Origin of the sequence: Gordonia rhizosphera NBRC 16068, assembly GCF_000298195.1 — a bacterium.
In the GTDB taxonomy this organism is placed as follows: domain Bacteria; phylum Actinomycetota; class Actinomycetes; order Mycobacteriales; family Mycobacteriaceae; genus Gordonia; species Gordonia rhizosphera.
Genome location: NZ_BAHC01000025.1, coordinates 22,645 through 43,403 on the forward strand (window position 1 = coordinate 22,645; position 20,759 = coordinate 43,403).

At 68.7% G+C, this 20,759-nt stretch carries 17 protein-coding genes; 2 read left to right on the forward strand and 15 right to left on the reverse strand.

The window, feature by feature from the left end:
• Window positions 1-149 precede the first annotated feature (149 nt).
• The 6 genes from GORHZ_RS02070 to rpmE form a co-directional block, all read right to left on the reverse strand.
• Entirely contained in the window at window positions 150-1,391 is a 1,242-nt protein-coding gene (locus GORHZ_RS02070) for a glycosyltransferase family 4 protein (protein WP_129912464.1), read from the reverse strand.
• 67 nt (window positions 1,392-1,458) lie between these two features.
• Complete coding sequence (gene glyA, locus GORHZ_RS02075) at window positions 1,459-2,676, reverse strand: serine hydroxymethyltransferase (RefSeq protein WP_006329905.1); 1,218 nt, start codon at window positions 2,674-2,676, stop codon at window positions 1,459-1,461.
• A gap of 2 nt (window positions 2,677-2,678) precedes the next feature.
• On the reverse strand, window positions 2,679-3,335 hold the full coding sequence (locus GORHZ_RS02080; RefSeq protein WP_006329907.1) for an L-threonylcarbamoyladenylate synthase: 657 nt from the start codon (window positions 3,333-3,335) through the stop codon (window positions 2,679-2,681).
• Window positions 3,332-4,285 carry a peptide chain release factor N(5)-glutamine methyltransferase gene (prmC, locus tag GORHZ_RS02085; RefSeq protein WP_006329908.1) on the reverse strand — a complete coding sequence of 318 codons (954 nt, stop codon included), beginning with the start codon at window positions 4,283-4,285 and terminating at the stop codon, window positions 3,332-3,334. Before prmC ends, GORHZ_RS02080 begins: the two co-directional genes overlap by 4 nt.
• Window positions 4,282-5,355 (reverse strand): peptide chain release factor 1, encoded by a 1,074-nt coding sequence (gene prfA / locus GORHZ_RS02090; protein WP_006329909.1) that lies wholly within the window; start codon window positions 5,353-5,355, stop codon window positions 4,282-4,284. The genes prmC and prfA overlap by 4 nt, the downstream gene beginning before the upstream one ends.
• Before the next feature lie 104 nt (window positions 5,356-5,459).
• The gene (gene rpmE / locus GORHZ_RS02095) at window positions 5,460-5,672 is read right to left on the reverse strand and encodes a 50S ribosomal protein L31 (RefSeq protein ID WP_006329910.1); all 213 of its coding nucleotides are present in this window, start codon (window positions 5,670-5,672) and stop codon (window positions 5,460-5,462) included.
• A gap of 363 nt (window positions 5,673-6,035) precedes the next feature.
• On the opposite strand from rpmE, the gene GORHZ_RS02100 reads away from it, so the two are divergent.
• Both GORHZ_RS02100 and GORHZ_RS02105 read left to right on the forward strand, forming a co-directional pair.
• Window positions 6,036-7,256, forward strand: a complete 1,221-nt coding sequence (locus GORHZ_RS02100) for a sulfite reductase subunit alpha (RefSeq protein WP_006329911.1) — start codon at window positions 6,036-6,038, stop codon at window positions 7,254-7,256.
• A 72-nt stretch (window positions 7,257-7,328) separates the two neighbouring features.
• Window positions 7,329-8,891 carry an aspartate:alanine exchanger family transporter gene (locus tag GORHZ_RS02105; protein ID WP_006329912.1) on the forward strand — a complete coding sequence of 521 codons (1,563 nt, stop codon included), beginning with the start codon at window positions 7,329-7,331 and terminating at the stop codon, window positions 8,889-8,891.
• 121 nt (window positions 8,892-9,012) lie between these two features.
• Here the strand turns inward: GORHZ_RS02105 and rho are convergent, their stop codons facing one another.
• The 9 genes from rho to GORHZ_RS02150 all read right to left on the reverse strand — a co-directional run.
• Entirely contained in the window at window positions 9,013-10,941 is a 1,929-nt protein-coding gene (gene rho, locus GORHZ_RS02110) for a transcription termination factor Rho (protein WP_006329913.1), read from the reverse strand.
• Between the two features lie 353 nt (window positions 10,942-11,294).
• Window positions 11,295-12,281, reverse strand: a complete 987-nt coding sequence (thrB, locus tag GORHZ_RS02115) for a homoserine kinase (RefSeq protein WP_245551321.1) — start codon at window positions 12,279-12,281, stop codon at window positions 11,295-11,297.
• A gap of 22 nt (window positions 12,282-12,303) precedes the next feature.
• On the reverse strand, window positions 12,304-13,383 hold the full coding sequence (gene thrC / locus GORHZ_RS02120) for a threonine synthase (protein WP_006329917.1): 1,080 nt from the start codon (window positions 13,381-13,383) through the stop codon (window positions 12,304-12,306).
• Window positions 13,376-14,695 (reverse strand): homoserine dehydrogenase, encoded by a 1,320-nt coding sequence (locus tag GORHZ_RS02125; RefSeq protein ID WP_006329918.1) that lies wholly within the window; start codon window positions 14,693-14,695, stop codon window positions 13,376-13,378. The genes thrC and GORHZ_RS02125 overlap by 8 nt, the downstream gene beginning before the upstream one ends.
• Window positions 14,692-16,113: a diaminopimelate decarboxylase gene (gene lysA / locus GORHZ_RS02130; RefSeq protein WP_006329919.1), complete on the reverse strand. Its 1,422-nt coding sequence runs from the start codon at window positions 16,111-16,113 to the stop codon at window positions 14,692-14,694. The genes GORHZ_RS02125 and lysA overlap by 4 nt, the downstream gene beginning before the upstream one ends.
• Window positions 16,110-17,762 carry an arginine--tRNA ligase gene (gene argS / locus GORHZ_RS02135; protein ID WP_006329920.1) on the reverse strand — a complete coding sequence of 551 codons (1,653 nt, stop codon included), beginning with the start codon at window positions 17,760-17,762 and terminating at the stop codon, window positions 16,110-16,112. The genes lysA and argS overlap by 4 nt, the downstream gene beginning before the upstream one ends.
• 108 nt (window positions 17,763-17,870) lie before the next feature.
• On the reverse strand, window positions 17,871-18,260 hold the full coding sequence (locus tag GORHZ_RS02140; protein WP_006329921.1) for a DUF2784 domain-containing protein: 390 nt from the start codon (window positions 18,258-18,260) through the stop codon (window positions 17,871-17,873).
• Between the two features lie 120 nt (window positions 18,261-18,380).
• Window positions 18,381-19,073 carry a hypothetical protein gene (locus tag GORHZ_RS02145; protein ID WP_006329922.1) on the reverse strand — a complete coding sequence of 231 codons (693 nt, stop codon included), beginning with the start codon at window positions 19,071-19,073 and terminating at the stop codon, window positions 18,381-18,383.
• Window positions 19,074-19,153: 80 nt separating this feature from the next.
• Window positions 19,154-20,759, reverse strand: a 1,606-nt coding sequence (locus GORHZ_RS02150) for a glycoside hydrolase family 3 C-terminal domain-containing protein (protein ID WP_006329923.1), incomplete at its 5' end; no start/stop codon positions are given.

Consider the following 20,759-nt stretch of genomic DNA (forward strand, 5'->3'; position numbering starts at 1 on the left):
CTCCGACGCGCCAACCGGGGGGTTGCGCGCCGTGTGGTCGGAAGAGCGTCGATGCGGTGCGCGACTGGCCCGCCGCTTATCCGGAGAAACCGTGGTCACGCCTGCGTCGACCTACTACGCAAGATAGTACACGGCTTTTTACCAATGCGTTACTTGGGCAGCGGCGGCACGGACTGCCCCCGACCCGGGGTCGTGGAATCGGTCCGATCCGGCCGGTCGGCGCGGCCCCGCGTCTGCCACTCCGCGATCTGCCGGGCCAGCCGTGGCGCCATCGTGACCAGCAGCGCCACGATCAGGCCCGCACCGAACATCGGCGCAACCACCGAGACACCGAAGAGGGTACTGGCCGCCGCGGAGAAGGCGAGCACACCGACCCACAGGTAGATGATCAGCGCGACCCGACGCTGCGAATGACCGAGTTCCAGCAGCCGATGGTGTAGATGCATCTTGTCCGGCGTGTGGAAGCCCACACCGGCCCGGGTCCTTCGGATCACGGCCATCAACATGTCGAGCATCGGGACGAACACCACGGCCGCCACCAGGATCAGCGGCGAGAGCAGGGTGAACACATCCGCCGGACCGTAGGCGTTGATCGCGATGCGGCCTGACGCACTCGTCGAGGCCGCCGCCAACATCAGCCCGATGAGCATGGCACCGGAGTCGCCCATGAAGATGCGCGCCGGCGAGAAATTGTGCGGCAGGAAGCCGAGGCATGCGCCGGCGAGCGCGGTGGAGATCAACGCGGGCGGGTAATAGCTGACGTCGCCGCCCTGATCGTGCAGCAGTCCCAGCGAGAACATGCAGATCGCGGACGCGGCGATCAGACCCAGGCCCGCAGCGAGCCCGTCGAGTCCGTCGACGAAGTTGACCGCGTTGATGGTCGCCACCGTGACCGCGACCGTCAGCAGCCCGGCCTGCAGCGGGTCGAGCACGACGGTGCCGATGTCGGCGAACGGGACATACAGCAGATACCAGCTGACCCCCATGATCACCAGCACCCCGGCCGCGGTGAGTTGTCCGACGAACTTCGTCAGGGCGTCGAGCCCCCACCGGTCGTCGACAATGCCGACCACCACGATCACCGTCCCGGCCACGATCACCGCGCTCATGTCGCTGGTGTAGGCGAAACCACGGGTCAGGGCCGGCAGATTGGCCGCCAGTGCGATCGCCGACACCACTCCCGCGAACATCCCGAGCCCGCCGAGGCGCGGCGTCGGGATGACATGCACGTCGCGGGACCGAGGCACCGCCACCGCGCCGACACGGATGGCGAAGACCCGGACCAGCGAGGTCAGCAGATAGGTGACGGCCGCGGCGGTCAGCCCGACGAGGGCCAGCTCACGCAATGGCACGCCCGCCCCACCGCTGCCGGCCACCGACAGGGCGACCAACGGGGATCCGGGGTCTCCGGCGGCGAGGCCGGGGATGCCGGTGGCGGGATCGAACACCAGCACAACGCTACCCGTCGAGCGTCTCCGCGATTTCGGCGCGGATCCCGGCGTGTTGCGGGCCACCGACAGGATCGTGCAGCGCACGCACGATCCACTCGGAGAGTCGGTGCGCATCCCGCGCGTCGAGTCCGTCGACGACCGCCGCAGACGTCCCGACGCGGAACGCCGAACCAGAGGTCACCGGCTCGGGGTCGAAGGGCAGTACCGCCTTGTCGACCACGATCCCGGCCGCGCCGAGCCGGCGTTGCGCCTCGATTCCGGTCAGACCGAAACCGGTCACGTCGATGACCGCGAGATGGGTGTCGGTGCCCCCGCTGACGATCCGCAGTCCACGCTCGACGAGTTCGGCACACAACTGTTCGGCGAGCGCCACGGCCATCGCCGCATACGCCGCGAACTCGACGGTGCCCGACTCACGCATGCAGACGGCCTTGGCCGCGATCGACGCCATCGCCGGGCCACCCTGCACGAACGGGTGCACCGCCTTCTGCAGGACCGCACGGTGCGCGGGCCGGGCGAGGATCATCCCGCCGCGCGGTCCCCGCAGCACCTTGTGGGTCGCCACGGTGACCGCATCCGCGAAGGGCACCGGCGACGGTGCCACTCCCCCGGCCACGAGACCCGCGACATGGGCGGCATCCACCCACAACACCGCCTCGGCCTCGTCGGCGATGGCCCGCAGGGCGGCGTAGTCGATGAATCGGGAGTAGCCGGCCCCGCCGGCGGCGATGATGCGCGGGCGATGCACCAGCGCGAGATCGCGCAACTCGTCATAGTCGATGCGCTCGTCGGAGCGACGTACCCCGTAGTGGACCGGCGAAAACCAACGCCCGGAGAAATTTGCCCGCGAGCCCTGCGTCTGGTGGCCGCCGTGATCGAGTCGCAGCGCGAGCACCGGATCGCCCGGCTGCGCGAAGGCCGCATACACCGCCAGATTGGCGGCGCTGCCCGAGAGCGGCTGCATGTTGCAGTACTCGGATCCGAACAGTGCGCAGGCGCGGTCGATCGCGAGCTGCTCGATCTCGTCGACCACCTCGCAGCCACCGTGGTAGCGCGCTCCCGGATAGCCCTCCGCATACTTCGCCGCCGGCCCGGCGGCCTCCGCCGCGCGCACCGCCGGACTCGGCGGGGTCTCGCCCGCGAGCAGTTGAATCGTCGACGCCCGCCGCCGCGCCTCCCGCTCGACGAGTTCGGCGATCTCGGGATCGTTGAGTGCCTCGGTCATCGTCAGGGGCCGGTCAGCGCGTCGACGTCGAGGTCGAGGACCTCCGCGATGTCGGCGACCGGCACGGCCCCTTCTCGCAGGATGCGCGGCGTCGGACCGCTGAGGTCGACGATCGTGGAGGCCTGCGCGGCCGCCGCCGGTCCCCCGTCGAGATAGACCGAGACCGACTCGCCGAGCTGCTCGCAGGCTTCATCGACGGTGGTCGCCGGTGCTCGGCCGGAGACGTTCGCGCTCGACACGGCCATCGGTCCGACCTCGCGCAGCAACTCGATCGCCACCGGGTGCAGCGGCATCCGCAGCATGACGGTGCCGTCGGTGTCGCCGAGATCCCAGGCCAGCGACGGCGCCTGCGGTACCACCAGGCTCAGACCGCCCGGCCAGAACGCCTCGACGAGATCACGCGCGGCCGTGGACACCGACAACACGAGCCCGTCGATCGTGTGCCAGGAGCCGACGAGGACCGGGACGGGCATGTCCCGTCCGCGACCCTTGGCGGCCAGCAGTGCCGCGACCGCGTCGCCGTCGAACGCATCGCATCCGATGCCGTAGAGGGTGTCCGTCGGCATCACCACCAGCCGACCGGCCTTGGCCGCCCCCACGGCCGCGCGGATGCCCGCCGTGCGGGTATCGGGATCACCACAGTCGAATACCGTGCTCACCCGGCCATCCTGCCATGCGCGTCGTCGGCGCCCGCCACGCGCCGCGCGGTGACGAACCGGGGGCGACCGGTCAGATCCGTGTGGGCCCGCACGTCACCGAATCGGTCGGTCGAGTCCACCGCGGCCATCACCTGGGCCGCGGTCGAGTCGTCGTGTTCGAGGCCCATCACGCCACCCGGGCGGAGGAGTTCGGCGATCACGGCGAGCATGGGTCCGATCACGGTCATCCCGTCGGCGCCACCGAACACGGCGTCGGACGGATCGTGGTAGACCTCGGGTGCGACGTCGGCGGCCGACGGCACGTACGGCGGGTTGGCCACGACGACGTCGACAGCACCGACGGGCAGCAGCGCGCGCATCTGTTCGAGGTCGGTCACGTCACCGGCATGCACGGTGATCCGCGAGGCCACCTCGGCTCCCGCTCGGGAGACGTTGCGCCGCAACCATTCCAGGGCGGCGGGCGATTTCTCGACGGCGTGCACCCGTGCCGTCGGCACCATCAGGGCCACCGCGATCGCGAGAGCCCCACTCCCGCTGCACAAGTCGACGACGGCGGGCCGGTGCAACGACGAGGACTGCGCCGCCGCCCATTCGAGGAGGAACTCGGTCTCCGGCCGCGGGATGAACACGCCCGGTCCCACCGTGAGTTCGGCAGGCCCGAAGTGGGCGGTCCCGATGATGTGCTGCAACGGGATTCGCCGAGACCGACGTTCGATCGCCCCTCGAAAGCGGTCGCGCACATCGGTGTCGACGGTGTCGATCACCGCCAACCGCCCTCGCTCCACACCGAGAACCGACGCGAGCAGCCATTCGGCGTCGGCGCGGGGAGATTCGACCCCGGCGACACTCAATACCGTTTGCGCCCAGCGCAACTCGTCGATCACACGGGGGTACGAATCGGAGGCCTCCGGCTGCGACACCGGGCCCGTCGTCGCCGGTCGGGGGGTCATGACTCGAGTCGCGCCTGACGGTCGGCGGCCACCAGGGCATCGAGCAGCGCGTCCATGTCGCCGGCGAGGACCGAGTCGAGGTTGTTCGCCTTGTAGCCGATGCGGTGATCGGTGATGCGGTTCTCCGGGAAGTTGTACGTGCGGATCCGTTCGGAGCGGTCGACGGTGCGGATCTGTGCCGCCCGTCCCTCGGCGGCAACCGCCTCGGCCTCTTCCTCCGCGGCGGACTGCAGCCGCGCGGCGAGCACCTGCATCGCCCGGGCCTTGTTCTGCAGCTGCGAGCGCTCGTTCTGGCAGGTGACGACGATGCCCGTGGGCAGGTGGGTGATGCGCACAGCCGAATCGGTCGTGTTCACGCCCTGCCCTCCCTTGCCGGAGGACCGGTAGACGTCGATCCGCAGATCCGACTCGTCGATCTCGACCTGCTCGATCTCCTCGGGTTCCGGGTAGATCAACACACCCGCCGCCGAGGTGTGGATGCGGCCCTGGGACTCGGTGACCGGCACCCGCTGCACCCGGTGCACCCCGCCCTCGAACTTCAGCCGGGACCAGACCCCGTCGCGGACCTGCTCCTTGGACTTGATCGACAGCGTCGCCTCTTTGTAGCCGCCGAGGTCGGATTCGGTCACGCCGAGGATCTGGGCCTTGTAGCCGCGGCGCTCACAGTACTTCAAGTACATGCGGGCGAGGTCGGAGGCGAACAGCGCCGACTCCTCGCCACCGGCCCCGGACTTGATCTCCAGAACGACGTCGTCGCCGTCGTGCGGGTCACGCGGGGCGAGCAGATCGGTCAGGGTGGCGTCGAGTTCGGCGACCGTGGCCTGCAATGCCGGGATCTCCTCGGCGAATGCCGGATCGTCGGCGGCGAGTTCCTGCGCCGCGGCGAGGTCGTCGCGGGCGGTCACGAGGCGACGATATGTCGCCATGATGGGCGCCAACTCGGCGAACCGCTTTCCGACACGACGCGCGGCGGTGGGATCGTTGTGCAGGGATGGGTCTGAGAGCTGCGACTCGAGGCCGGCATGCTCGGCGAGGATGTCGTCGATTGCCGACGGACTCTGGGTACTCATGTGATGCTGACCTCTCGAGACGACCCGGCCCCGCAGGACTGCGGAGACGAAAAACGACGCCGACCGGGCGCAACGTGGCGCGCCGGTGGGCGTCGTCGATCGAGCTACTTGGTGCGCTTGCCGTAGCGCTTCTCGAACCGCGCGACCCGGCCGCCGGTGTCGAGGATCTTCTGCTTGCCGGTGTAGAACGGATGGCACTGCGAGCAGACCTCGACGTTGATACGTCCGTTCTCCGCTGTGCTACGGGTCTCGAAGGTGTTGCCGCAGCCGCAGACGACGGTGGTCGCCGCGTACTCGGGGTGAATGCCCTGCTTCATATCTGGTGTCCCTTTCTATGGTCGCCGGGTCACCGTCGGGGATCGACGGTGTGAACCGGAACCGGACTCGACCGCTCAGTATGCCACGAGGGCCGTTCAGCACCGAAATCGCCGATACCGGCGCCTTCGGTCGAACCCCACGAGGGAGCGATCCAAGCGACTCAACGGCGCACACGTCGGTTTCATTCCCGGGTGCGCGGTGCCCTACACTGGCACGGCTCGGCAAGCCTCGGCCTTGCCTCCTCGGCTCCCCGTCATCGTCGTCGCGGCGCCGCCACATGTCCGACCCCATCGCTGCCGACCGACCCCGTCCGCCCCGCGGCGCCGGCCGGCAGCGCGAGACCGAGAAGGAAAACGCAGCACGTGTCACAGACCCCTGAGACCCTGCACGAACCGGCCCCCGATATCCTGCCGGCGCGCTCCCACGCGACGTCACCGTCACGGACCGCACGGCGGGCGCGGTCGAAGTGGACCCGCAAGAATCCCTACCCCGCGACGATCGTCAGCAACGTCGTGCTGTCCGGCCCTGCCTCGGACAAGGAGGTCCGCCACCTGGTGGTCTCGCTGGGCGACAGTGGAATCGAGTACCAGCCCGGTGACGGCATCGCCATCGCGCCGGTGAACGACGCCGACCTCGTCGACCGGATCATCGCGCGCCTCCGGGTCGATCCCGAGACACCGATCACCGATCGGCGCTCGCAGCGCACCCTCCGCGAGGCTCTCACGCGGCAGTATGAGATCTCCACCCCGTCGCGCTACCTCGTCGAGTACATCGCCGCGCGCACCGGCGACCCTGATCTCGTCCGTCTCGTCGCCGAAGACGACCGCGAGGCGATCGAGTCCTGGCTGCGTGGTCGTGACGTCCTCGATCTCCTCGACATCGATCCGTCGCTGGCCATCACCCCCGAGGAACTGCTCGGTGAGCTGAACCCGCTGCAGCATCGCGAGTACTCGATCTCGTCGAGCCCGCTGGCCCACCCGGGCACCGCGCACATCACCATGGCGACCGTTCGATATCGCTCCGGCGATCGGGATCGCGGCGGCGTCTGCTCCACCTACCTCGCCGATCGGTGTCCGGAAGGCAGCCTGGTCGACGTGTTCGTCACCCCGAAGAACTCCTTCCGCCTGCCCGCCGACGACACGAACGTCGTCATGATCGGTCCAGGCACCGGCGTCGCCCCCTTCCGCGCCTTCCTGCACGAACGCGCGGCCACGAATGCCGGCGGCGAGAACTGGCTGTTCTTCGGGGACCGACACTCCGACCACGACTTCCTCTACGCCGACGAGATCGAACGCTTCGGCATCGAGGGCGTCCTGCATCGCGTGGACCTGGCGTTCTCCCGTGACCAAGATCACAAGGTCTACGTGCAGGATCGGATGCGCGAACGCGGCGCAGACCTGTTCGCCTGGCTACGCGACGGCGCCCACGTCTACGTGTGCGGCGACGCGAATCGGATGGCGCCCGACGTGGACGCCGCCCTCGTCGAGATCATCGCCGAGCACGGCGCGATGACCATCGACGCGGCGCGGGAGTACGTCGACGGGCTCAAGCGCGACAAGCGCTACGTCCGCGACGTCTACTGATTCGCAGAGGGCATAGCCCGCGGGCGGCGGGCTGACCTGCGAGACCTGCGCGGCGGTCGGATAATTCGAGGCATGTCCCTCCTGGCCGAGCAGCCCCTGCTCTTCCTCACGCTGATGATCGGTGTCGGCGTCGCCGCCGGCCGGGTCGGTATCCGCGGAATCCGCCTGGGTCCGGCCGCGGTCCTGTTCGCGACGATGATCGTGACCGCGTGGGCGAGCGCACTCGACGTGGAAATCGAGATCCCGCAGATCGTCGGTGACCTCGGTCTCGTGCTCTTCGCCTTCACGACGGGTCTGATGGCCGGCCCGGGTTTCTTCGCGGCCCTGCGTTATGCGTGGCAACTCGTCCTGGGCGTGACGGCACTGATCTGCCTGGCCGCGCTGGTCACCCAGCTCGTCGGTGGTGGATTCGGGTTGTCGGCCGACGCGATCGCCGGCACCTTCGCCGGTGCGGTCACCAACACCCCGGCGCTCGCCGCCGCCGGTGGGTCGGCGGAAGCCACCGTGGGCTACGCCACCGCCTACGTCTTCGGAGTCCTGATCATGCTGGCGGTGATCGCGGTCGCCTTTCGCCACGGCAATGCCGACCCGGACACTCCGGCCGACGTCATCGACGTGACCGTGCGTGTCGAGTGTCCCGACGTCACCGCCAGCGAGCTCCGCTCGCGCCACGGCGACCGAGTGACGTTCTCGCGTGTCGCCCGCCAACCCGCGGCCCCGCCCGACCACGTGCACGACGACGACACCCTGCACACCGGCGATCTGGTCACCGTGGTCGGTCCCGCCGACGATGTCGAGGAACTGGTCGCCGAGATCGGCACCCACGCAGACCGCGACCTGACCGCCGATCGCAGCACGCTGGATTTCCGCCGCATCACGATCTCGCACCCGCGGCTGGCCGGACTGCGCGTGCGCGACCTCGAACTCGACCGGTTCGACGGACACGTCACCCGGGTACGCCGCGGTGACGTCGACATGGTGGCGACATCGGACACCGTGGTCACGCTCGGCGATCGCGTGCGCGTGGTGGCCCCGCCAGGGCAACTCGCGTCGATCGCCAGGGCTCTGGGCGACTCGTCGCGCGGGTTGACCGACCTCAACGGCGCCGCACTGGGATTCGGCGCGGCGGCCGGACTCGCGCTCGGGATCGTGCAGATCCCGGTACCCGGTCTGGGAACGCTGTCGATCGGAGCGGCCGCCGGCACTCTCATCGCCGGTTTGATCCTGGGCCGTGTCGGTCGGGTGGGGCGGGTGGTGACCACCATGCCGCTGACCGCCGCCCAGGTGGTCTCCGAGATCGGTCTGCTGCTGTTTCTCGCCTACGCCGGTAACCGGGCCGGATCGGTGATCCTCGACGCACTCACCGGGGGCACGATCGTCGACATGATCGTGACCGCGATGGTGACGGCCGCGGTCCTCGCGCTCGGTATGTACGCGCTGTCGCGATGGGTGTTGCGGGTGGGCCGGATACGGCTCGCCGGGGTCCTCGCCGGTACCCAGACGAATCCGGCACATCTCGCGTTCGCCAATGCCCGTAGTGGGCAGGATCCACGCATTGCACTGGGGTACGCACTGGTCTACCCGGCCGCGATGGTCGCGAAGATCCTCGCAGCCCAGGTCCTGGTGATCCTGTGAACAGGATCCTCTGGACACAAAATAAGGGGGCACAAACCTGAAAACGGGCCCCGCGACAGTGCTTGTCGCGGGGCCCGTTTCCGTTGGACTCGGGCCAGGGCTCTACCCGGCCGAATGGAGGTCAGTCGTCGTTCATGGCGCCCGGCGCGGTCTTCTGAACCTGCATCAGGAACTCGATGTTCGTCTTGGTCTTCTTGAGCTGGCTGATCAACAGGTCGATCGCCTGCTGAGAATCGAGGCCGGACAGGACCCGCCGCAGCTTGTGGACGATCGAGAACTCCTCCGGGGAGAGCAACAGCTCGTCCTTGCGGGTGCCCGACGGATTGACGTCCACCGCCGGGAACACGCGCCGCTCGGCGATCTTGCGGTCGAGCTTGAGCTCGGCGTTGCCGGTGCCCTTGAACTCCTCGAAGATGACCGTGTCACCGGTCGAACCGGTCTCCACCATCGCGGTCGCGATGATCGTCAGCGAACCGCCGTGCTCGATGTTGCGGGCCGCGCCGAGGAACCGCTTCGGTGGGTAGAGGGCCGTGGAATCGACACCACCGGAAAGGATCCGGCCTGATGCGGGCGACGCGTTGTTGTACGCGCGACCCAGTCGGGTGATCGAGTCGAGGAGCACGACGACGTCCTTGCCGTTCTCCACAAGGCGCTTGGCCCGCTCGATGGCGAGTTCGGCCACCGAGGTGTGGTCTGACGGCGGACGATCGAAGGTCGACGCGATGACCTCCCCCTTGACCGAACGCTGCATATCGGTCACCTCCTCGGGGCGCTCGTCGACGAGCACGACCATGAGGTGGCATTCCGGGTTGTTGATGGTGATGGCGTTGGCGATGTCCTGCAGGATGGTCGTCTTACCGGCCTTCGGCGGCGAGACGATCAGGGCACGCTGACCCTTGCCGATCGGCATGATCAGATCGATCACGCGGGTATCGAGGCGTTCCGGCGTCGTCTCCAGACGCAGCCGCTGATTGGGGTAGAGCGGAGTCAGCTTGCCGAACTCCGGACGCTTGCGCGCGGTGTCGATGTCGGTGCCGTTGACCGAGTCGAGCCGCACCAGCGGGTTGAACTTCTGCCGCTGATTGGGCTGCTCCCCCTCGCGCGGCACTTTGACCGCACCGGTGATCGCATCGCCGCGGCGGAGCCCGTTCTTGCGGACCATGTTCATCGACACGTAGACGTCGTTCGGGCCGGCGAGATAGCCGGAGGTGCGCACGAAGGCGTAGTTGTCGAGGACGTCGAGGATTCCGGCGACCGGCTGCAGCACGTCATCGTCGGACACCTGCGGCTCACCCGTACCCGACGACTCACGGTCACGTCCGCGGCGGCGTTCCCGGAACCGGCGCCCACGTCGTCCCCTGCCGCCTTCACCGTCGTCATCGCGGTTGTTCTGACCGCCCTGGTTCTGACCGCCCTGACCCTGATCGGCCTGGCCACCCTCGCGGGTGCCGCCCTCGCGAGTCTGTCCCTCGCGGGTCTGGTTTCGGTTGCGGTTGCGGCCGCGCTGGTCACCGCCCTCGGCGGGCTCGGCCTGCGGGGCCGCCTTCTCGGGTGCAGTGGCCGCCGAACCGTCGCCTGCGGCGGCCGGTGCCGTCGGAGCCTCTGCCGACTCGGCACGCGCGCGGCGCCGCCCCCGGGTAGGTGCCACGTCGCCCTCTGCGGCGGGGCGGCCGGCGCCGGTGTCCGGCGCGGTCTCGGCCTTGCCGGCGCCACGCTGGGCCCGCGCACCGTTGGCGGTTCGGGTGCCGGCCGCTTCACCTGCGTCGGCCAAGGTCATCTGCTGATCTCCAGCCTCTTTGCCCGACGACGCGCCCCCGCCCTGGCGTTCCTGGATGGCGGCAATGAGATCGCCCTTGCGCATACCGGAGATGCCTTTGATACCGAGTTCACCCGCGAGTGCACGCAGTTCCGTGAGCACCATCCCGGAGAGTCCGGAACGGGCTCGGGTGCCCCCACCCGACCGCGAACTGACCGCCGACGACGCGTCGGCGTCCGCGGTCTCGTTGCTCGACGTTGGTGCTGGTGCGCTGATCAGGTCCGTATCCGTCACGGATATCCTTTCGTTCCCCCGCAGACCAGAACTGCGTTGGGGTCTTTTTCACCCCGCCTCACTTCAGGCGGGCTTCGTCCTCGTCGGAGTGTCCGCTGGGGAATCTCCTCTGGGGACGGTCAGGAGAAATGTGGTCCGCTGCGGTGTGTCCACTGACGCGCGCTCGACATCGGTGAGCTGATCGCTCGCCCGGTTCGAACCGGAGGAATGATCGATGATCGGCGAGGAGCACGACAAGACATGCCTGTGCGGCTAGACCAGTATATGCTAACCCGCTTGTACAGGACGGGCAAACACACCAAAGTCAACCCCGGCGTGTCGTAATTTGTTCCGGGGCACCCCGGACCCACGCGTCAGACGCGACCGTGGGTGACCTCGACCCCGCCGGCGATGGCTGCAGTGGCCGGCACGAAACCGAGACCGACGGCCAGCTCCCGCGCCTCGGCGGAGACCTGACCCGCCCCCAGTACCAGCACGGTCGGTCCCGCACCCGAGACCGTCGCCGCGTAGCCGCGCGCTCGAAGGGCGCGGACGAGTTCGAGAGTCGGCACCATCGCCTCCGCGCGGTAATCCTGGTGCAGACGGTCCTCGGTGGCCGCGCACAGGGCGGCCGGGTCAGCGGTCAGTGCGACGACCGCGAGCGCGGCACGACTGACGTTGAAGACGGCGTCGCTGCGGGGCACCTCGTCGGGCAACAGGCCGCGGGTGAACGAGGTCGACGACTCCGTGTCCGGCACGAACACCGTGGCGGTGATGTCGGGATGCACCACCAACCGGCGGGCCGAGTACCGATCCGCAGTGTCACGGTCGCCGCCGTTGACCGCACCCGACTCGGTCCACGTGACGACCGCCGAGCCGAGCACGCTGGCGGCGGCGTTGTCCGGGTGACCTTCGAACTCCGAGGACAGCTGAACCAGTTCGGCATCGTCGAACGGACCACGCACACCCGCCTCGACGAGCAATCCGGACGCCGCGGCCAGCCCCGAGACGGCCGCCGCCGCCGACGACCCGAGACCGCGTGAATGCGGAATCGCGTTGATGCACCGCAGTTTCAGTCCGGGGGCGGCAGCGCCGGCGGTCGCCAGTCCGCGGACGATCGCGCGGGCCACCAGGTGGGTCTCGTCGCGCGGCACGTCCTCGGCACCCTCCCCGGTGACCTCGACCTCGACCCCGCCGGCCGTGGTCTCGACGATCAGCTCGTCGTAGATGCCGAGTGCGATGCCGAGACAGTCGAACCCCGGACCCAGATTCGCGCTCGACGCCGGAACCCGTACACGTGCCGAGAGCCCGACGGGCAGAACGAGTCCAGGTTCGATGTCGCGGAACGTCTGCTCTGTCATCACCGTGCTCACACCGGCCGTCTCAGCGGACGCCGAGAGCATCTGCGACCGCGATCGGATCAACCGGGATCGCCTCAACCTCCGGCATACCGGCCAGCGCCGTGTCGGGGTCCTTGAGGCCGTTGCCGGTCACCGTGCATACGACGGTGGAGCCGGCCTCGATCCAATTGTCGGCGCGGGCGGCGAGCAGACCGGCGACGCTGGCCGCCGACGCCGGTTCCACGAACACACCCTCGCGGCCGGCGACGAGGTGGTAGGCCTCGAGCAGCTTCTCGTCGGTGGCGGCGCGGAACTGTCCGCCCGACTCTTCCTTCGCGGCGACGGCCTGATTCCAGCTGGCCGGCGAACCGATGCGGATGGCCGTCGCGATCGTCTCCGGGTTCTTCACCGGCGCCCCGGTGACCAGGGGTGCGGCACCGGCGGCCTGCACACCCAGCATCCGCGGCAGGGACCTGCTGATGCCGTCGCGGTGATACTCGGTATAGCCCTTCCAGTAGGCGGTGATGTTGCCCGCGTTGCCGACCGGGAGCGCGTGGACGTCGGGAGCCCGGCCGAGCACGTCGACGATCTCGAAGGCCGCGGTCTTCTGCCCCTCGATGCGCGAGGGATTCACCGAGTTCACCAACTCGATCTCGGTGAACTCCGCGGTCGCCTTGCGAGCGAGCTCGAGGCAGTCGTCGAAGTTGCCTTGGACCTGGATGATCTTGGCTCCGTGCATGACCGCCTGTGCCAGTTTGCCCATCGCGATCTTGCCCTCGGGGATAAGGACCGCGCAGGTTATCCCGGCACGGGTGGCGTATGCCGCCGCCGAGGCGGACGTGTTGCCGGTCGACGCGCACAACACGGCGGTCTTGCCGTTGTTGACCGCGGTGCTGACCGCCATCGTCATGCCCCGGTCCTTGAACGAGCCGGTGGGATTGAGGCCCTCGACCTTGAGGTAGACCTCGCAGCCGGTGATCTCGGACAGATGCGGGGCCGAGATCAGCGGGGTGCCCCCTTCGAGCAGGGTGACCACTTGCCAGTCGTCGGCGACCGGGAGGCGATCCCGGTAGGCCTCGATGAGGCCGGGCCAACGTCGGTGCACCGGGGTGACGTCAGTCATCGGTTCCTTCCAATCGCAGAACACTGGACACCTTGATAACCGACTCCAGGTCTTCAAGTGCCGCAACACATTCCGATTGCGCCCGGTCCGGGGCGCGGTGGGTCACCACGATCAGGCGCGCGTCTTCGCCCGCACCTTCCTGGCGAACGGCGGCGATGCTCACCGACCGCTTGGAGAACTCGCCGGCCACCTGGGCCAGCACACCGGCCTTGTCGGCGACCTTCATCGAGATGTAGTACCGCGTCGGGACGTCGTCGATCGACGCGATCGGCAGCGACGCGTACGTCGACTCGAGAGGTCCGCGGCCGCCGTGCACCTTGTTGCGCGCCGCCATCACCATGTCACCCAACACCGCCGACGCCGTGGGGGCACCACCGGCGCCCTGCCCGTAGAACATCAGCCGGCCGGCGTTCTCGGCCTCGACCACCACCGCGTTGAACGCGCCGTTGACCGCGGCGAGCGGATGACTCAGCGGGATGAGTGCCGGGTAGACCCGGGCGGACACGCGCTCGGAACCGTCCGCGCCGCGCACCCGTTCGCAGATCGACAGCAGCTTCACCGTGCAGTCGAATTTCTTGGCCGCGACGAGGTCGTCGGCGGTCACCGAGGAGATCCCCTGCCGGTAGACGTCGGCGGCCGTCACCCGGGTGTGGAAGGCGATCGACGCGAGGATCGCCGCCTTCGCGGCGGCGTCATAGCCTTCGACGTCGGCGGTCGGATCGGCCTCGGCATAGCCCAGGCGCCCCGCCTCGGCGAGCGTGGCGGCGTAGTCGGCGCCGGTCTGGGCCATCTCCGACAGGATGAAGTTGGTCGTGCCGTTGACGATCCCCGCGACCCGGTCGACGGTGTCGCCGGCCAGCGACTGCATCAGTGGACGGACCACCGGGATGGCGCCGGCCACCGCGGCCTCGAAGTAGAGGTCGACCTTGGCGTCCGCGGCCGCGGTGGCGAGTTCGCCGGTGTACTCGGCCAGCAACGCCTTGTTCGCGGTGACCACCGACTTCCCGTTCTGCAGGGCGGTACGGATCAGCTCACGCGCGGGATCGATGCCACCCATGAGCTCGACGACGATGTCGACGTCGTCGCGCGCGACGAGGGCGGCCGGGTCGTCGGTGAGCAGGTCCTGCGACACCTTGCGCGGCCGCGACAGGTCGCGCACGGCCACACCGCGCAGCGCGACGGGCGCGCCGACGCGGGATTTCAGGTCATCGGCGTTCTCGCCGATGATGCGCACGACCTCGGCGCCGACGTTGCCCATGCCGAGGACTGCCACGCCGATTGTCCGGGATCCGTTCGCCCCGCTCGCTGTCATTGGGTCACCTCCAGGCTCAGGAAGTCGTCGATCGTCTCGCGACGTAGTAGCAGTCTCGACGTCGAGTCCTTGACGGCGACGACCGGGGGCCGCAACACCATGTTGTAGCGGCTCGACATCGAATAGCAGTAGGCGCCGGTGGCAGCCACCGCAACCAGGTCGCCAGGTGCCAGGTCCGAGGGCAGCCAGCAGTCCTTGATCACGATATCGCCGCTCTCGCAGTGCTTTCCGACGACCCGGCAGACCGCGGCGGGTGCGTCGGACACGCGCGAGACCAGACGTATGTCGTACTCGGCCTGATACAGGACGGTACGGATGTTGTCGCTCATCCCGCCGTCGACGGAGACATATCGCCGGGTCAGGTTCTTACCGACCGTGACGTCCTTGACGGTGCCGACCCGGTAGACGGTGACGGTACCCGGGCCGGCGATCGCACGGCCCGGTTCGACGGCGATCTCGGGCATCGGCAGCCCGACCGCCGCGGACTCGCGCGCGACGATGGCGGCGAGTGCCTCGGCGACCTTGTCGACAGGCAGCGGGTCGTCGTCGGGGAGGTACGAAATACCCAGTCCCCCACCGAGATCCACGATGTGAAGCTGGGATGTCTTATCCACCCCGAACTCGGCGACAATCTCCTTGAGCAGACCAAGTACGCGGTGGGCGGCCAGTTCGAATCCATCCATGTCGAAGATCTGCGAGCCGATGTGGCTGTGCAGGCCGACGAGACGCAGGTTGTCGGTCTCGAACACACGGCGCACGGCATCCATCGCCACGCCCCCGGCGAGGGCGAACCCGAACTTCTGATCTTCGTGCGCGGTCGCGATGAACTCGTGGGTGTGGGCCTCCACGCCTACGGTCACCCGCACGAGCACGTCGGCGACGATGCCGCGCTCACCAGCGAGGGCGTCGAGTCGCTCGATCTCGACCATCGAGTCGAGGACGGTGTGGCCGACGCCGGCGTCGAGGGCCATGGCGAGTTCGTCGACACTCTTGTTGTTGCCGTGAAACGCGATCCGCTCCGGTGGAAAGCCCGCGTGCAGGGCGATCGCCAACTCGCCGCCGGTACAGACGTCGAGGAAGAGTCCTTCCCCGGCCACCCAGCGCGCGATTTCGGTGGACAGGAATGCCTTGCCCGCGTAGTGCACTCGGCCGTAGGGGCCGAACGCCGCCATCATGTCCGCGCACCGTGAGCGGAAGTCCGCCTCGTCGACGACGAAGAACGGGGTGCCGTAGCGCTCGGCCAGCTCGGAGACCGGTACGCCCGCGATACTCACCTCGCCGGAGGCGTCCCGGCGCGCGTTGCGCGGCCACACCTCGGCGGGGATCTGTGCGAGCAGCGCGGGATCGTTCGGCCGCTCGGCGAGGTGCGGGGCGGCGAGCAGTTCGGCGTGCCGGGGTCCGGCCGGGTGCGCGTTCACATCCGCTCCGGTGCGCTCACGCCGACCAGATCGAGACCGTTGGCCAGCACCTGCCGGGTCGCCTCGCAGAGCGCAAGCCGGGCGGCGTGGATGTCGGATGCCGGCTCGTCGCCCTGCGGGAGCACCCGACAGCGCGCATAGAACCGGTGATAGGCACCCGCCAGCGACTCGAGGTAACGGCAGACGCGGTGTGGCTCACGCAGTTCGGCGGCGGTGGTCACCACCTCGTCGAAATCGCCGATGGTGCGGATCAGCTCACCCTCGGCCGGATCGTCGAGCAGGTCGAGGTGGTCGGTCGCATATTCGAGCCCCAGTTCGGCGGCGTTGCGCCCCAGCGCCGACAGGCGAGCGTGGGCGTACTGCACGTAATAGACCGGGTTGTCGTTGGACTGCCTGCGCAGCAGGTCGAGGTCGATGTCGATGTTCACATCCACCGACGACCGGATCAGTGCGTAGCGTGCGGCGTCGACGCCCACCGCGTCGACGAGGTCGTCGAGGGTGATCACCGTCCCGGCGCGCTTGCTCATCCGGACCGGCTTACCCTCGCGCACCAGGTTCACCATCTGCCCGATGAGCACCTCGACGGTGCCCGGATCGTCGCCCAGCGCGGCCGCGGCCGCCTTGAGCCGGCTGATGTAGCCGTGGTGGTCGGCGCCGAGCATGTAGATGCACAGATCGAAACCACGCTTGCGCTTGTCCTGGTAATACGCGATGTCCCCGGCGATGTATGCCGCGTCACCGTCGCTCTTGATGACGACGCGGTCCTTGTCGTCGCCGAAGGAGGTGGAGCGCAGCCACCACGCGCCATCCTTCTCGTAGAGGTTGCCGTTCGCCTTGAGCTTCGCGATGCATTCGTCGACGAGACCCGAGCTGAACATGCTGTCCTCGTGGGTGTACACGTCGAAATCGGTGCCGAACTCGTGCAGGCTGACCTTGATGTGCTCGAACATCAGGGCGACGCCGATCGAGCGGATAGTCTCCAGACGCTGCGCGTCGGGCTGCGAGAGCACGTCGGGGGCCTGCTCGACGACATGCGCGGCGATGTCGGTGATGTAATCGCCGGCGTAACCGTCCTCCGGCGTGGCCTCACCCCGCGCCGACGCCTCCAGCGAGCGGGCGAATCTGTCGATCTGGGTGCCGTGGTCGTTGAAGTAGTACTCGCGGGTGACGTCACCGCCGCGGGCGGCGAGGACGCGGCCGAGGGCATCGCCGACGGCCGCCCAGCGGGTGCCGCCGAGGTGGATGGGCCCGGTCGGGTTGGCCGACACGAACTCCAGGTTGATCTTGTGTCCGCCGAACTCCGAGCCGCGGCCGTACTCTGCGGCCGCACCGAGCACGGTGGCGACGACGGAGTTCTGCGCAGCCGCGGCGAGCCACACGTTGACGAACCCGGGCCCCGCGACGTCGGCCTTGGCGATGCCGCCGGTCGCTGCGAACGCATCGGCCAGCCAGCCGGCCAGGTCGCGCGGAGCGACGCCCAACTTCTTCCCGAGCTGCAGGGCGACGTTCGTCGCGTAATCTCCGTGATCGGCATGGCGCGGACGCTCGACGACGACGGTCTCGGGGACCAGGGAACTGTCGAGTCCGTGGTCACGGACAACGTTCAGCGTCACGGCATGAAGCAGCGCGGCGAGGTCGGCGGGAGTCACGGGACACCATCCTATTGGCCCAGGGCCGGTCGAGAACAATCGCCTCCGGGGTGCATGAGCCGGGCGCCCACAGCATGACATGGTCGGGTCCGACCCGGCGACACCTTTTCAGACCTGTCGACGGTGCGCGGCGCCGGCCGTACGGTGGCGCTGCCACCGTACGGCCAGCGCGATCCACGACCCGATCACGACCGCGAAGACCAGAATCTGCACGACGACGAGAGCATCGGCCGGGTAGATCACACCCGTGAGGTAGTTGTCGATGAAACCGCTGTCGGGCAGTGGTGCCATGCCCCCGGCGGCGCGCGCCCAGCGCTCCAACCAGGTCAGCGGGCATTCAACCTTCCCCGCGAGCATCACCACGGCCCAGATGACGGTGACCACGTGCAGCCAGATCGTGCGCGGATACCGCAGGGCGATCAGCCCGCCCACGACGAGATAGCCCAGAAACGCCAGGTGCGCCGCGACGGCCACGACCACGACCAGCCGGTCGATCATCTATTCATTGTCGACCTCGGATGTCGGCGCTGCCACGACGCGCCCTTCCGGGTCGGGGCGTCGCCGGTCGGGGTGTCGCTGGCCGGGGTGTCGCTGGTCGGGATGTCGTTGGTCGGGGTGTCACACCTGAGGGGCCGGGGTTGCACCCGCCGCCACTGTCGGCCGCTGTTGGTGCGGCAAAGACAACGCCGCAGACACCAGGAAACAGATCGCGCCGATGAAGGTCCCGTCGACCGCCACCGTGGTGTTGACCGTCGCACCGGAGGTGGTCACGTAGGCACCGACTGCGGAGGCGCCGAATGCGACACATCCGAGAAGGTTGAGCTGTGTCGCCCACCACTCCCGACTCCGCGGTGCCCAGATCCGGAGCGCGTGGGCGCACACGATCACCGCAAGGATCCCGCTCACCAGGAATGCCACCGAGCCGGCCGCGTCCGGAGTCCACACACGGCGGCGTTCCTCGGTGATCGTGTCGGCGTGCAGGGCAGCCGCGGTGCTCACGTTGAACAGCAGGGTTCCGATGAACTGGCTCGCCGCCGAGAGCCACTCAGGCCGGAATTGCCGACCACCCGAAGGCGTCGTGATGGCGGATTCCCCGCTGAGCCTGAGCTGCACGAGTGCGGCCGCGGTGAAGAACCATGCGCCCACGAAAAAGCACAGGTTGGCCACCGACGCACCCGCCCAGTCGACGAAGCCAGGGGCGGACCCGACCGCGAACAGTGTCGAACCGATCATGAATCCCCAGCATTGTTTCTCCAGCGTCGGTGTCAGGAGCCAGGATGTGCCTCTCGGGGCAGCTGTGTCTGCGTTCACGCCTCAATCCTGAGGCCGATCGCCGATCCCACCGCGAGCGGCGCAGTCCGGCCGATGATCACGGTCCCCCGGACGGTTCGTCACCGGGAGCGCCCACCCATCAGATTGAGTACCCGCAGCAGCTTGTCCAGCGCGTCGAAGCTCAGCTTTCCGCCCGAGTTGGCCACCACGGCACGCAGCGGCATGTGACCCAGCACCGCGTCCAGCATCGCGCGGGTCCCCGGATCATCGCCGAGGTCGAGAGAGCGCTGCGTGGACTTGACCAGGACGGCACGCAGCAGCCGGCCGACGACGACCTCGCGGAGGTCGTCGATGGCGGAGTCCTCGTGAAACGGCATCAACGGTCGCGCCGTGGGTATCGGGTGGCCCAGCAACACCTCGAATTCCGCGTCGGTCGCCACCGGTCCGCGGGCCGACGGAACCGGCGCGAGGGCGTCGTCGCATTCGATGTCGATCGTCGCCGTCAGGCGGACGTCACGCGACGACGTGCCCACCCTGATCTCGAACTGCCCGGCCTCGACCCGCCACGCTGCACTGCCGACGTCGAACACCGCAAATGCCCGGCGTCCAAGACCGATCTCGGCTCGTCGGGACTCACCGGGCTCCAGATGAACCTTTGCGAAGCCCTTGAGCTCTTGATCAGGGCGCGGCAGCATCGAGATGACATCGTGCACATAGACCTGCACAACGTCGGAGCCGGGTCGGTCGCCGGTGTTGGTCACGGTGACCGACACGGTGCGGTCGGTGTTCTCGCCGGTGACGGTCAGGTCGGTGTGCTCGAAGGTCGTGTAACTCAGGCCGTGTCCGAAGCAGAAGCGCGGGGCGACGTCGTGGGTGTCGTAGAAGCGGTAGCCGACGTTGAACGTTTCGCGGTATTGCACCTGGGTGGGAGTGCCGGGGAAGTTCTCGTGAGCTGGGAGTTCGGCCATCGTCACGGGAAAGCTCTCGGCAAGGCGTCCGCCGGGCTCGGCGTCGCCGACGAGGACGTCGACGAGAGCCGATCCCCCCGCCTGGCCGCCCAGGTATGCCTCGACGAGGGCGGCCGGCTTGTCGGCCCAGCCGATCTCGACCGACCCGCCGTTGTTGAGCACGACCGCGCTGCGCGGGTTGGCCGCGACGACCACCTCGACGAGGCCGTCGAGATCGGCGGGTAGCCGCAGCGTCGTGCGATCGAACCCTTCGGATTCGTGCGCGCCGGGCAACCCGACCATCGCGATCACCGCATCCGCGTCCGCGGCGGCCTGTCGCGCCTGCGCGATCAGGGCCGGGGTGGTCGTGCCGGTGACCGGATCGTAGCCGGGGGCGTAAACCACCTCCGCGGCGTCGCCGACCCGCGCACGCAGGGCGTCGAGGGTGGTGTCACAGCGTGTGGGGTTGACGAGGGAGCTACCCGATCCCTGGTAGCGGGGATGGTCGGCGAAGGCACCGATCAGCGCGATCCTGCCGGTGACCGGCAACGGCAGCAGCCCGTCGTTGGTGAGCAGCACGGTGCCGGCCGCCGCCGTGCGGCGAGCGAGCTCGTGGTAGGCAAGCTCGTGGTGGGCGGCGACGTCGACCGGGGTGTCGTCGCCGCGCGCATCGCGTTCGGCGTGCACCCGCCGCGCCAGCTCGATCACCCGGCTGCAGGCGCGGTCGAGGTCGGATTCGGCCAGGGTGCCGGACTCGATTGCCGCGGCGACGCGCGCA

Excerpts from the sequence above, each read along its gene's own strand:
- GORHZ_RS02125 (WP_006329918.1), bottom strand. The coding sequence starts at position 14,695 with ATGACAGCGAGCGGGGCGAACGGATCCCGGACAATCGGCGTGGCAGTC.
- GORHZ_RS02105 (WP_006329912.1), top strand. The coding sequence starts at position 7,329 with ATGTCCCTCCTGGCCGAGCAGCCCCTGCTCTTCCTCACGCTGATGATC.
- GORHZ_RS02140 (WP_006329921.1), bottom strand. The coding sequence starts at position 18,260 with ATGATCGACCGGCTGGTCGTGGTCGTGGCCGTCGCGGCGCACCTGGCG.
- thrB (WP_245551321.1), bottom strand. The coding sequence starts at position 12,281 with ATGACAGAGCAGACGTTCCGCGACATCGAACCTGGACTCGTTCTGCCC.
- prfA (WP_006329909.1), bottom strand. The coding sequence starts at position 5,355 with ATGAGTACCCAGAGTCCGTCGGCAATCGACGACATCCTCGCCGAGCAT.
- glyA (WP_006329905.1), bottom strand. The coding sequence starts at position 2,676 with ATGACCGAGGCACTCAACGATCCCGAGATCGCCGAACTCGTCGAGCGG.
- thrC (WP_006329917.1), bottom strand. The coding sequence starts at position 13,383 with ATGACTGACGTCACCCCGGTGCACCGACGTTGGCCCGGCCTCATCGAG.
- rpmE (WP_006329910.1), bottom strand. The coding sequence starts at position 5,672 with ATGAAGCAGGGCATTCACCCCGAGTACGCGGCGACCACCGTCGTCTGC.
- prmC (WP_006329908.1), bottom strand. The coding sequence starts at position 4,285 with ATGACCCCCCGACCGGCGACGACGGGCCCGGTGTCGCAGCCGGAGGCC.